Raw genomic sequence first — 11,995 nt, 5'->3', positions numbered from 1 at the left:
CGCCAGAGCAGGAAGCCGACCGGGACCCCGACGCCGACCCCCGACCGGCCGCGGCTCAGCGGCGAGGTCCACGTGCCCGACGGTGACCGGCCGCCGTCGAGGTCGCCCGACCCCACCCCGACGTCCGCGCCCACCTTCACCATCCCGACGACCCGGCCGACCGAGCCCACGCAACCGCCCGCCTCCGACGGGGCGGGCGGCGAGCAGTCGCCAGGGGCCGGAACACCGCCGCGCAACGATCCGGGAGACGATCGGCCCACCGATGACCGGCCGACCGCCGGGGCCCGGCAGGACGCTTCGAGTTAGGCGCAGGCCCTGCCGTCCGCGGCCGGACTCGTGACGACTGGCACGCTTCCGGTCACACTTGCGGTGCAGCGCCGCGAGGCGAGGCGCCACAGAGGGAAGCGCTAGACACGCTGGGGGCAACGGCGATGGACAACCCTGCGAAAGGCCCGCGCAGCGGCCCGGGTAACGGAATCGCCGGCTTCCGGCTCACCCAGCACACGTGGACGACCGAGCTCGGCAACTGGATCGACGCCATCTCCCCCGACGGCCGCAGGGCCGGGGCGCTGCTGTTCGATCCCAAGATCATCGTACCGCCGGGCGTCCGCGACCGGGTCGTTCAGTCGGTGACGACCGACCAGCGGCTCGTGCTCGCCGGCCTGACCGGGCTGATCCCGGTGGCCGACGTCGTGGCCACCGGCGACCAGGTGTGGCTGCTCACCGCGCAGGCGGCCGGCCCCACCGTGGCCGACCTGCTCGCCTCGGGGCCGATCCCCGCTGAGGGCGCGGCGGCGGTCCTGGTGGAGACCGCCCAGACCCTGCTCGGGCTGCACGCGGCCGGGGTCACGCACGGCTCCGTGCAGCCGCGCACGGTGGTGATCACGGCGGAGGGCGCCGCGCTGCTGTCGGAACGCGGCCTGTCCGACGCCGTCCGCGGCCAGACCTCCCCACCCGAGCGGGACACGACCGGCTGGGCGTCCCTGGCGCGCGGGCTGGCCGCCTCCTGCGAGCAGAGCGCGCCGGAGGCCGCGGGGCTGTTCACCCGCGCCGCCGCCTCGGCCACCACCCTCGGCCTGGCCGCCGCCAGGGACACGCTGGTCAACGAGCGGTCGGCGCTGCCCGGCGGCACGATCAGCAGGGACGCGCTGGCCCTGGCGGCCCGCGGCAGGTCGGCGTTCGCGCAGCCGCCCGCGTACGCGCAGGCGCCGGTCGTGCCGCAGGACGAGGGTGACATCGTCACGCTGCTGCACGTGCCCGGCCGTGCCCCGGAGGCCGTGCAGTTCGGGCCCGGGGTGGGCACGGAGCCGCAGCGCCCGCAGACCACGGCCGAGCGGATCTGGCGGGAGGGACGCGGCAAACCCGCCGCGCCCCCGGAGAAGGCGGACAAGGCCTCGCGAGCCCGGCGCCGGCGCACGATCCTGTCCACCGCGGTTTTCGCCGCCGTCATGGCGGGGGCGATCCTGGCCTGGTACAGGCTGGGCGGAACGCCCGAGCTGGCGATCACGTCGGTCGAGGTGACGGCGCCGAAGAAAACCCAGGGCTGCGGCAGCTCCGTCCTGATCACCGGCGAGGTGCTCACCAACGGGGCGCCCGGCGAGATCGCCTACGAGTGGCGTAAGAACCTGGACGAGGAGGTCGTGAAGGGGACGCTGCGCACCAAGGCCGATCAGACGTCGTACTCCCTGCCGCTGCGCTGGAAACTGCAGGGGAAGAGCACCGTCAAGGCCACGGCGACACTGCACGTCCTCACGCCGGGACCCGCGCGATCGGACAAGGCGACCTTCACCTACACGTGCTGAGCACAGCCGTTCTCGTCCGGGCCGATCTCCCTCCCGCGTACGACCGCCTCGTCGAAGCCCCCGGGCCCGAGCCGCCGAGCCAGGAAGTCCGGGTTTCGCGTGAGAGAGGACTAATCTGGCGAACATGACCACGCAGACCCCCGCGGGGTGGTACCCGGACCCCCATGGAGAGCCCCGGCTGCGCTGGTGGGACGGCAGCCAGTGGACCGACGCCACCCACGCGCAGGAGCCGGCCGCCGGCGCCTCCCGGCAGCCGGTCACCGGGCCGCAGGCGCACGGCCCCGATTTCCAGCCGCACGATTCCGAGCCCCGGTCGCAGGGTCCGGAACCCCGGTCGCAGGGTTCCGGGCCGCCGCCGGACCCTGACTGGTCGGCGACACCGGCCAACCCCACGCTCCAGTACGGCCGGCCGACGTACGGGCAGTCGGCCTACGGCCAGCCCGCACCGCCCACGCAGCAGTGGGACGGCGTTCCGCTGCCCGGGCCCGGCCACGGCCCGCCGCCCAAGCAGGGCAACCCGATGCCGTGGGTGTTCGGCGGGCTGGCGGCGCTCGTGGTGGCCGCGCTGATCGTCGTCGCCGGCGTCGTCTTCGTCAACCGCGGCGACACCGAACCCCTGGCCGGCCCGTCGCCGACCGACACGTTCCAGCCGGAGCCGCCCACCAACGATCCCCCGTCGAGCCCGCCACCCAGCCAGGGCGCCGCCGAGCTCCCGCAACCGGTGAGCGGCCGCGTCACCGACCCGCAGGCCGGGGTCTCCTTCGAGGCTCCCGACGGCTGGACGGTGCCCGCCTCCAGCGACATCAACGGCCCTGACCCCACCCAGCAGAAGTGGTCGAGCGGGGTGCAGAAGACCTCGCACGAGAACTATCAGGGCGACGGCGACTGGATCGGCAACGCCTACGCGGGCGTGCTCAACCCGCTCTACCCCTACGCCGGCGTCAACGGTCTGGGTGACACGGCCAAGGCCGTCTTCATGAACTTCGGCAAGTACTACCAGCTCGCGCACGAGAGCAAGATCGTCGAGGACAAGGCGATGAAGATCGGCGACCGTGATGCCTGGATCCTGCAGTTCGAGCTCGACTTCAGCAAGGTGTCGGAGGAGAACGACTACAAGTGGAAGAAGGAGAACGGCGCCATCGTGCTCATGGACCGCGGCGATGGCCAGCGGCCGGCCATCGTCTACGTCTCCGTTCCCGACAATCTGGGGACCGATGTGGTGAGCGAGGTTGTCGGCTCACTCAAGCCCGCATGACCTGTGGCACTAGGGTGGTGGGGGTAACAAGCGGGCGGATTGCTCCGAGCCGCTGTGCGAGGAGAGCGAATGAGTGACTTGCTGGTCTGGATCGACTGCGAGATGACCGGGCTCGACCTCGGGCGCGACGCGCTCGTCGAGGTGGCGTGTGTCATCACCGACAGCGAGCTCCGGCAGCTGGACGAAGGCGTCGACGTGGTCATCAAGCCGCCGCCCGAGTCGCTGGAGCAGATGTCGGAGGTCGTGCGCGAGATGCACACCGCCTCCGGGCTGCTGCCCGAGCTGGCGGGCGGCGTGACGCTGGCGGAGGCCGAGTCGCTCGTGCTCGACTACATCCGCCGCCACGTGCCCGAGCCGAAGAAGGCGCCGCTGTGCGGCAACTCGATCGGCACGGACCGCACGTTCATCGCGCGCGACATGCCCGGGGTCGATGCCTATTTGCACTACCGGATGATCGACGTTTCGTCGATCAAGGAACTGGTCCGCCGGTGGTATCCACGGGTCTACTTCGCCGCCCCGGAAAAGCAGGGCGGACACCGTGCTCTGGCGGATATCACGGAGAGCATCAGGGAGCTTCGCTACTACCGCGCCGCGATCTTCGTGGCCCAGCCGGGGCCCGATTCGGCCACCGCGAGATCGCTTGCCGAGCGTGTCAGCGACTAAACCAGTGGCGTAAAGACTCCCGAACACCGCTACACTTTTCTTGTGCCACCGCGCAGCGGCGGCCGTGGTGGGTGTAGCTCAGCTGGTAGAGCGCCAGGTTGTGGTCCTGGATGTCGAGGGTTCAAGTCCCTTCACTCACCCTGATGTGGCGAGGTTCAAACTTCCGACCAGAGGAACCATCTCGGTCCGGGTTTGAACCTCGCCTTTCTTTTTGGCCTCGGCGGCGCAGGTCATCGCACAGCGCGTCGGACGGGCGCTCTGGTAGCGCCACCTGGAGTTCTCCGTCCTCGTCAATCGAGATGGCGGTGAACGACGTTCTGTCGGGTCTCCGCGCCGACCTGGATCGCCTCGATCAAGTGCTCGACGTCCTCGATGAGCATGGCCTGACGGGTGCGGTCGCCCTTGCCGCCGTGACGCCCCGAGCACACGAAGTACGGGTAGACCCCGCCCTGCCCGTTGCGGGCGTGGCAGATGACGAGCCGCGACCCGCAAGACTGCGGTCCCGCATATTTACGCATGCGCAAGTTTGCGTGGCAGCATCGCATGTGTCACGCTGGAGCCTGTGACGACGCGACGATCTGGTCTGCGAGAGCGGAAGAAGCAGGCCACGAGAGAGTCCCTGCGGCTCGCCGCCTTGCGGCTCGCGTTGGAGCGCGGCCCGGAGAATGTCCGTGTCGACGACATCGCGGATGCGGCCGGGGTTTCCCCGAGGACCTACAACAACTACTTCTCCAGCCGCGAGCAGGCGATCGTCGCCGCCATCATCGAGGACCGGGAGGAGCGGATCGCCGCAGCCGTCACCGGCCGTCCTGCCAGTGTGAGCCTGTCCGAGGCCGTGATCGACGCCGTGGTCGAGCAGTACACCGATCCGAGTGACAGCGCACGCGATGCCCTGCTGATGATCACGACCAGTCCCGGTCTGCTGAACTGCTATGCGGACGCCGCCGGCTCACTCGCCGAACCGCTCACCGACGCGTTCACCGAAGGGGCGATAGGCATCGATCCCGTCGCCGCCAGGGTGCTCGCCGCGAGCGTCGGTGCCGCTGCCAAGATCGCCGTCCGGGAATGGCTGCAGTCCGGAGCCGGAGCCACACAGGTCGGTGATTTCGTCGTCACCGCCGGATCACTGCCCGATCTGATCCGGAAGGCCTTGTTGCCGCTTGTCCCAGCGCTCGATGCCGCCACCGCGGACTCGGGCGCTGCAGCACCTTGATTGCCGGAACAGCGACCTGCCGCTCTGCCCTTCACCGGTCAGGTCTCCGGGACATCGTTACGGCATCCGCTGCGCCTACGCACGCTCGCCCTCGGCAGCCTTCTCGCTGCTCGATCCTCCATATGCGCCGGCAAGGACCTGCGAGCGGAATGACGCCTGGCTCTCACCGGTCGCCACCGCCGAGAACAGGAGTGCGCCGACGGGTGTGAACAGGAGGAGCGTGCTACGCAGGGACCCTGAGCGAACGGCCGGCCTTCTTGACCGGCCGTTGTCGTTTTCTCCCCGCAACGCCCCCAAATCCTGACAATGCGAGTTATGCTCGCTGTCTACCGCTAACGCCGGAAGCACGGGGGCCATCGGCGATCTGACCGTCTGCGCGCCCCCGGAGGCCGGATGAGAGTCGACGACGCAGCGTTCGATAGCGTGTTCACGTCCCTGAGCAAACGCGAAGCCGAGGTCATGGACCTGATCGCCACTGGCCAGTCCAACGGTCAGATCGCGCAGCGCCTGTTCCTCAGCGAGAAAACGGTGAAAAACCACGTCAACCGTATCTACGCGAAGCTCGGCGTCAGCTCACGCGTCACCGCCATCGGGTTGTGGCGGTCCCGCCAGAAATAGCCGCCCGCGCACAGCAACGCCCACCGGAACGAGTCCGCCCGTGGGCCGTTCCTCTGCGCGCCCCGAGGTCACCGGCATGGGACCGTCCGGAGGAAACGCCTCATTCCCCCGTGGTGGTTTAAAAGCCGCTGTCGGTGCCATAGGCATGCATGACGCCGTTCGCGGGGAGAGGACCTGTCATGGCGAGGAGACCACGAGTCATCGTCGTAGGAGCCGGCTTCGCCGGGCTGAACGCGACCAGGGAACTGGCCAAGGGCGGCGCATTGGTGACGCTCGTCGACCGCAACCCCTACTCGACCTTCCAGCCGCTGCTCTACCAGGTGGCCACGGCGGGGATGGGCACGGCCGACGTGTCCTATCCGATCAGGACCTTCGCGGCCAAGTGGCCGAACGTGCGGGCCCGCCGGGCGGCGGTGAGCAAGGTGCTGCCCGCGGAGCGGCGGGTGGAGTTCGAGGACGGCAGCGGGCTCGACTACGACTACCTCGTGCTGGCCACGGGCGTCACCACCAACTGGCTGAACGTGCCGGGCGCGCCGGAGAACGCGCTGCCGATCTACTCGCTCAGTGACGCGGCTGCGCTGCGCCGGCGGCTCCAGCACTACCTGGAGGACACCGCTGCGGGCCGGCGCGAGAGCACACATGTCGTGGTGGTGGGCGCGGGCGCGACCGGGGTCGAGATGGCGGGCACGCTGGCCGAGCTGCGCCGGCACACCACGCCGCTGACGCATCCGGAGCTCCGCCCCGACCAGACCAGCGTGACGCTCGTCGAACAGTTCGACTTCGTGTTGTCGCCGTACAAGCCGCGGCTGCGGGACGCGGCGGCCGAGGCGCTGCGCAGGAGAGGGGTAGAGCTGCGGCTGGGTGCGACGGTGGCGTCCGTGGAACCGGACGCGGTGGCGCTGGAGGACGGCACCCGGCTGCCGAGCGACGTGACCGTGTGGGCGCTCGGCGTCGCCGCGCCCAAGCAGGTGTCCGACTGGGGCCTGCCACAGGGCAAGGGCGGCCGGGTCACGCTGACGGACGCGCTGAACGTACCCGACCACCCCGAGATCTTCGTGGCCGGCGATCTGTCGGGGCAGCCGGACCCGCTACCCCAGCTCGCCCAGCCGGCGATCCAGATGGGCAAGCACGTGGGCCGGCAGGTCCTGGCCGCCGCGCACGGCAGGCCGCTGCGGCGCTTCTCCTACCGTGACCCGGGCATCATGGCCACCGTCGGCAAGGCGGAGGCGGTGCTGCAACTGTCCAACGGGATGACCATGCGCGGGCTGCCCGCCTGGCTGGTGTGGATCTTCGTGCACGTGGCGTACCTGCTGGGCGGGCGCAACCGGGTCAACGTCCTGATCAACTTCTTCTGGCGCTACTTCGGGCCGCGCCGCACCGCCACCAGCGTCACGCAGTGACGCCGCTCAGAGCGCCGCCGCCAGGGCCGCCATGCCGTGGTCGATGTCGCTCTCCAAGATGTTCAGCGCCGGTCGGAGGCGTACGGAGCGGGGACCGCACGGCAGCACCACCACTCCCTGGTCCTCCCTGAGCCTGGCCACCAGGGCGTCGCGGGCGGCCCTGTCGGGCAGGTCGAACGCGCACATGAGGCCCCGGCCACGCACGTTCGCCATCGTCTCGGGGTGCTCGGCCTCCAGCTTGGTGAGGCGTTCGAGCAGCACGGTGCCCAGGGTCGCGGCGCGCTGGATCAGGCCGTCGCGCTCGACGATCTCGAGGATGCCCCGGCTGCGCACCATGTCCACCAGGCCGCCGCCCCAGGTGGAGTTGATCCGGCCACTCAGGCGGAACACGTTGTCCGGCACCACATCCACCCTGCGGCCGGCCATGATCCCGCCGACCTGGACCTTCTTGGCGAACGCCACCACGTCGGGCTCCAGCCCGAGCTGCTGGTACGCCCACGGCGTCCCCGTCGTCCCGCCGCCGGTCTGCACCTCGTCGAGGATGAACAGGGCGTCGTACTCGTGGCACAGGCCCTGCATGGCCTGGAGGAACTCCGGCCGCATGTGGTTGTCGCCGCCTTCGCCCTGGATGGGCTCGGCGATGAAGCAGGCGATGTCGTGGGGGTGGCGTTCGAACTCCTCCCTGGCCTGGGCGAGGGCGCGCTGCTCGGCCGCCTCGACGTCACCGAAGTGGATGGCGGGCACGTCGATGCGCGGCCAGTCGAACACGGGGAACCGGTCGGTCTTGCCCGGCTCGGTGTTGGTCAGGCTCAGGGTGTAGCCGCTGCGGCCGTGGAAGGCCTTGGTCAGGTGCAGGACCCTGGTGCCGAGGTCGCGTGAGCGGCCCTCGGCCTCGTTACGGCGGCTCTTCCAGTCGAAGGCGGTCTTGAGCGCGTTCTCGACGGCGAGAGCGCCGCCCTCGACGAAGAACAGGTGCGGGAGTGCGGGGTCGCCGAGCACGCGGACGAAGGTGTCGACGAAGTCGGCGAGGTGCTCGGTGTAGATGTCGGGGTTGGCCGGCTTGTTGCGGGCGACCTGGCCGAGGAGCTGGGTGAAGTCGGGGTCGAAGGGCGGGTTCACGCCGAGGGGGGCGGAGGCGAAGAAGGTGTAGAAGTCGAGGTAGCGGCGGCCGTCGCGGGCGTCGACGAGCCAGGAGCCACGGCTGAGCTCCAGGTCGAGCACCAGTCGGTAGCCGTCGACGAGCAGGTGGTGGGCAAGGCGGGTGTGCACGTCCATGGCGCCTCCACGTAGGGTCGTACGTTCCTTTCGAGGAACGCCTTCTCATATGTAAAATTTACGGCACACGTGGGCTGGAAGTGAAGTTCTTCACGCGAAGCGCTAGAGCGATCTCGGAGATGCCATACAGGATGGCGAAGGCGCCGACGAGCCAGACGAGGCTGAGCAGGCCGGCCCCCGGCCAGATGAGCAGCAGGACGCCGAAGATCACCGACAGGATGCCGCCGACGATGAGCATCCACTCGTTGTCGATGTCCTTGCGCAGCTGGATCCCGGCGACGACCTCCGCGACGCCGGAGACGATGGCCCAGAAGGCCACGACGTAGAGCAGGGCGATGGAGGTGATCCCCGGCCAGGCGAACGCCACGATGCCGGCCAGGATGCCGACGATTCCGGAGATGATGAGCCAGGCCCGCGACCTGGCGCCGTGACGGAAACCGGACAACAGCGCGAAAACCCCGCTCACCAGGAAGTACGCCGCAAAGAAGGCCACCAGCACGATCAGCGTGATGCCCGGCCAGATGAGTGCCAGGAAGCCGAAGACGATGGCCGCGAGGCCGCGCACCAGCAGCATCCACCACGAACTTGCGATTTCCCCCATGCTGGTCTGTTTTCCGAGAAGCACCCGAAAACAGACCAGCACCGGGTCAAATGTCAGTGACTCGACCGCCTGCGTCCGTCACGCGCCACCGCCGCGTTCACCCGTGGGAGTAGACCACGATCGAGACCGCGATGTACTGCACCAGGTAGGCGGCGATGGTGCAGGCGTGGAAGACCTCGTGGAACCCGAACCAGCGGGGCGCCGGGTCGGGGCGGCGCAGGCCGTACACGATCGCTCCGGCCGAGTAGAACACGCCGCCGACGGCCACCAGCACGACGGCGGCCACGCCCGCGCCCTGCAGCAGCTGCGGCATCACGAAGATCGCGGTCCAGCCCAGCGCCAGATAGAGGACCGTGTAGAGCCAGCGCGGGGCGTTCATCCAGAACACCCGGAACAGCACGCCGGCCAGCGCGCCGCCCCAGATGACGGAGAGCACCGCGACCCTGGCCGCTCCGTCCAGCGCCAGCAGGGCGAAGGGCGTGTAGGTGCCGGCGATGATCAGGTAGATGTTGGCGTGGTCGAACCTGCGCAGGAACTCCGCCAGGCGGGGGCCCAGCGTGCTGCGGTGGTAGGTGGCCGAGATGCCGAACAGCAGGGCCGAGGTGATCGCGTAGACGGCGGAGGCCAGGCGTGCCTGCAGGGTCGGGCCGAGCGCCACGAGCACGAACCCCGCGACCAGCGTGACGGGCAATGCTCCGGTGTGCAACCAGCCCCGCAGCCGTGGCTTGACGGTGAGGGTCGTCATGCAACCTACGGTACCGTAGGTTCGATTTCCACCCCTTGTGGTGGTCCGCTGAACATGCGGTCCCAGGGGTCACAACCCGTTGAGGAAACGGGCCGCGATGGGGACGGCCGCGCGGCGCCCCGATCCCCCATGCCGGACGAACACGCAGAAGGCCAGGTCATCGCGGTAACCGATGAACCATCCGTGCGACCCCTCGTCCAGGGCCTCGGCCGTGCCCGTCTTGCCCACCACACCCTCGGGCAGCCCGGCCTCACTGGCCGTGCCGTGGTCGACCACGGCGGCCATCATGTCGCGCAGCGCGCTCACGACCGCCTGGTCCATGGGCACGTCCTCGTGCGGCGGGCCGTCGATGCGGCGTACCTGCTCCTTCGACAGCAGCCTGGGCGAGCGCCAGACGCCGCTCTGCACGGCGGCGGCCACCGTGGCCATGCACAGCGGGGTGGCGACGACCTGCCCCTGGCCGATCGTGTCCGCGGCGAACATGTCGAGATCGTCGGTGTCGGGCACGGTGCCGCAGGTCCCCCCGATGCCGGTCGCGATGGGCCGGCCGAACCCCCACACGTCCGCGGTCTCGCGCAGCGCGTCGGCGTCGATCCTGGTGGTGGCCTGCTGGACGAAGGTCGTGTTGCAGGAGTGGGCGAACGCGTCGGTGAAGCTGACGACGCCGCGGTCCACCTGGCCGTCGTTCTGGAAGGCCCGGTGGAACGGGATGGTGTACGTGCCGGGGCACTCGACCTGTGCCGACGGGTCGAGCCCCGACCTGAGCAGCGCGGCGGCGGTGATCGTCTTGAAGACGGAGCCGGGCGGGAAGACGTCCCGCACGGCGCTGTAGTTGTCCTTGAGGCGGTCGGCCAGCGCCAGGATCTCGCCGGTGCTCGGCCGGATGACGATGACCGCCGAGTCGTCCACGCCGTCCAGGGCCCTGGCGGCCGCCGCCTGGACCGGGCGCGACAGGGTGGTGCGCTCGACGTTCGCCTCGGGCGCGCGGGCCAGCAGCCGCCTGGCGGGCCGGCCCGGGACCTTGGACACCAGCTCCCAGCCGTGGCCGGCGGTCTCGAACTCGGACTTGAGCGGATTGAGGTATGCCTCCGCGTAGCTGTCGTTGGGGATCTTGTGGCCCTCTCGGGTGACCAGCTCTGCCGCCGACCCCTCGATCTCGCCCAGCTCCAGCGTGCCGCCGTCCTTGAGCAGGGGGTGCAGCGTTTCGGGCGCCCATAACACCTTCCAGGCCCGCTCGCGTACGCCGAGCCGCAACAAGCCGGCGAACGGCCACGCCCCGAGCTCGGCGAGCTGCCGTACCCCCGAGAACGGCACCTCGGCGCTCTCGTCTCCCGCGCTCTTCACCTGGCCGGGAGTGAGCCGGATGGACTCGATGTGCAGCTCCTCCGTCAGCGCGTAGTGCTGCTGGGAGAAGTCGGAGGGCGGCTGGTGCACCAGGCGGGCCATGCCCAGGATGTCGCCCTCGCGCCACGCCGCGAAGTATTCCGCGGCGGTCTCGGACGCGCTCCCCCTGACCCGGCTCGACGCCATCACGGCGAACGCACCCGCACCAAGCACCGCGACAAGAGCGACAACGAGCACCATCAGTCTTCTTCGTCGCATACGGTTCTCCCAGGAGGGATCAGCGTGGCACGTGGACAGCGGGAACCGATGCCCGGCCTTTATCCGGTGACGTTCGGCGAGATCGAACTTCTCCGGGATCTGGACAGGCAGGACGGCTGGGTGCTGTCCAAGGATGGCGTACCTCAGTCGTACGTGGATCTACAAGACCCGACATTTCTGGAATTCGAGTATGTCCGACTCATGGCGGACGTGATCGACCTCCTGGCAGAAGGGCCGCTGAGCTGCCTGCACGTGGGCGGCGGCGCCTGCACGATCCCCCGGTACGTCGCCGCCACCCGCCCCGGCTCCCGCCACATCGTGATCGAACCCGACGGCCTGCTGGTCAACCTCGTACGCGAGCAGCTGAACCTCCGGTCCGTCCCCAAGCTGAAGGTCATCGTCGACGGAGGCCGCGAGGGCACCGCCAAGATCTGGGACGCCTCGGCCGACCTGGTCGTGCTCGACGCCTTCTCCGGCGCGACGATGCCGGTGGAGCTGGCCACGGCCGAGTACATGGGCGACATCGCGCGCGTCCTCCGCCCGTCGGGCACCCTGCTGATCAACCTGGCCGACGGCAAGGGGCTGGCGTTCGCCCGGCGCCTGCTGGCCACCGTGACGGCCGCCTTCGGCCACGTGGCCTTGATGGCCGAGCCGGGGATCATGCGCGGCCGCCGCTTCGGCAACCTCATCGTGGCCGCGTCCCGCACCGGGCTCCCGCTCGACCTGCTGAGCCGGAGGGCGGCGGGGGGCCTGACCCAGGCGCGATGCGTGCACGGCGAGGCGCTGACCAACTTCGTCGCCGGGGCCGCCCCCATCAACGA

General features: G+C 69.9%; 12 protein-coding genes and 1 tRNA gene. 8 read left to right on the top strand and 5 right to left on the bottom strand.

Translation table 11 applies throughout. The features are described from left to right. Nucleotides 1-431 precede the first annotated feature (431 nt). From E1294_RS48010 to E1294_RS47995, 4 genes are all read left to right on the top strand, one after another. Nucleotides 432-1,802, top strand: a complete 1,371-nt coding sequence (locus tag E1294_RS48010) for a protein kinase family protein (protein ID WP_132518826.1) — start codon at nucleotides 432-434, stop codon at nucleotides 1,800-1,802. Between the two features lie 124 nt (nucleotides 1,803-1,926). Next, entirely contained in the window at nucleotides 1,927-3,057 is a 1,131-nt protein-coding gene (locus E1294_RS48005; protein WP_132518824.1) for a DUF2510 domain-containing protein, read from the top strand. 69 nt (nucleotides 3,058-3,126) lie between these two features. Next, complete coding sequence (orn, locus tag E1294_RS48000; RefSeq protein WP_132518822.1) at nucleotides 3,127-3,720, top strand: oligoribonuclease; 594 nt, start codon at nucleotides 3,127-3,129, stop codon at nucleotides 3,718-3,720. A gap of 67 nt (nucleotides 3,721-3,787) precedes the next feature. Next, nucleotides 3,788-3,860: transfer RNA gene (locus E1294_RS47995), tRNA-His, on the top strand. 150 nt (nucleotides 3,861-4,010) lie between these two features. On the opposite strand, the gene E1294_RS47990 is transcribed toward E1294_RS47995, so the two are convergent. After that, complete coding sequence (locus tag E1294_RS47990) at nucleotides 4,011-4,238, bottom strand: hypothetical protein (protein WP_132518820.1); 228 nt, start codon at nucleotides 4,236-4,238, stop codon at nucleotides 4,011-4,013. Nucleotides 4,239-4,282: 44 nt separating this feature from the next. Between E1294_RS47990 and E1294_RS47985 the strand changes: the two genes are divergently transcribed. From E1294_RS47985 to E1294_RS47975, 3 genes are all read left to right on the top strand, one after another. Continuing rightward, a complete protein-coding gene (locus E1294_RS47985) occupies nucleotides 4,283-4,933 on the top strand; it encodes a TetR/AcrR family transcriptional regulator (RefSeq protein ID WP_246083799.1) in 651 nt (216 codons plus the stop codon). A gap of 393 nt (nucleotides 4,934-5,326) precedes the next feature. Next, the gene (locus tag E1294_RS47980) at nucleotides 5,327-5,551 is read left to right on the top strand and encodes a helix-turn-helix domain-containing protein (RefSeq protein WP_132518818.1); all 225 of its coding nucleotides are present in this window, start codon (nucleotides 5,327-5,329) and stop codon (nucleotides 5,549-5,551) included. Nucleotides 5,552-5,730: 179 nt separating this feature from the next. Next, nucleotides 5,731-6,951, top strand: a complete 1,221-nt coding sequence (locus tag E1294_RS47975) for an NAD(P)/FAD-dependent oxidoreductase (protein WP_220448368.1) — start codon at nucleotides 5,731-5,733, stop codon at nucleotides 6,949-6,951. Nucleotides 6,952-6,957: 6 nt separating this feature from the next. On the opposite strand, the gene lat is transcribed toward E1294_RS47975, so the two are convergent. The 4 genes from lat to E1294_RS47955 form a co-directional block, all read right to left on the bottom strand. Next, nucleotides 6,958-8,226, bottom strand: a complete 1,269-nt coding sequence (gene lat / locus E1294_RS47970; protein WP_132518814.1) for an L-lysine 6-transaminase — start codon at nucleotides 8,224-8,226, stop codon at nucleotides 6,958-6,960. Between the two features lie 58 nt (nucleotides 8,227-8,284). After that, entirely contained in the window at nucleotides 8,285-8,827 is a 543-nt protein-coding gene (locus tag E1294_RS47965; RefSeq protein ID WP_132518812.1) for an HdeD family acid-resistance protein, read from the bottom strand. A gap of 97 nt (nucleotides 8,828-8,924) precedes the next feature. Further along, nucleotides 8,925-9,572 carry a PAQR family membrane homeostasis protein TrhA gene (gene trhA / locus E1294_RS47960; protein WP_132518810.1) on the bottom strand — a complete coding sequence of 216 codons (648 nt, stop codon included), beginning with the start codon at nucleotides 9,570-9,572 and terminating at the stop codon, nucleotides 8,925-8,927. Between the two features lie 69 nt (nucleotides 9,573-9,641). Further along, a complete protein-coding gene (locus E1294_RS47955) occupies nucleotides 9,642-11,156 on the bottom strand; it encodes a penicillin-binding transpeptidase domain-containing protein (protein WP_220448367.1) in 1,515 nt (504 codons plus the stop codon). A 42-nt stretch (nucleotides 11,157-11,198) separates the two neighbouring features. Here E1294_RS47955 and E1294_RS47950 point away from each other — a divergent pair. Then, nucleotides 11,199-11,995, top strand: a 797-nt coding sequence (locus E1294_RS47950) for a spermidine synthase (RefSeq protein ID WP_246083798.1), incomplete at its 3' end; no start/stop codon positions are given.

Source organism: Nonomuraea diastatica (assembly GCF_004349015.1).
Lineage (GTDB): Bacteria > Actinomycetota > Actinomycetes > Streptosporangiales > Streptosporangiaceae > Nonomuraea > Nonomuraea diastatica.
Note: the sequence above shows the minus strand (reverse complement) of the source record. Positions and strands in the feature narration are given on the sequence as shown.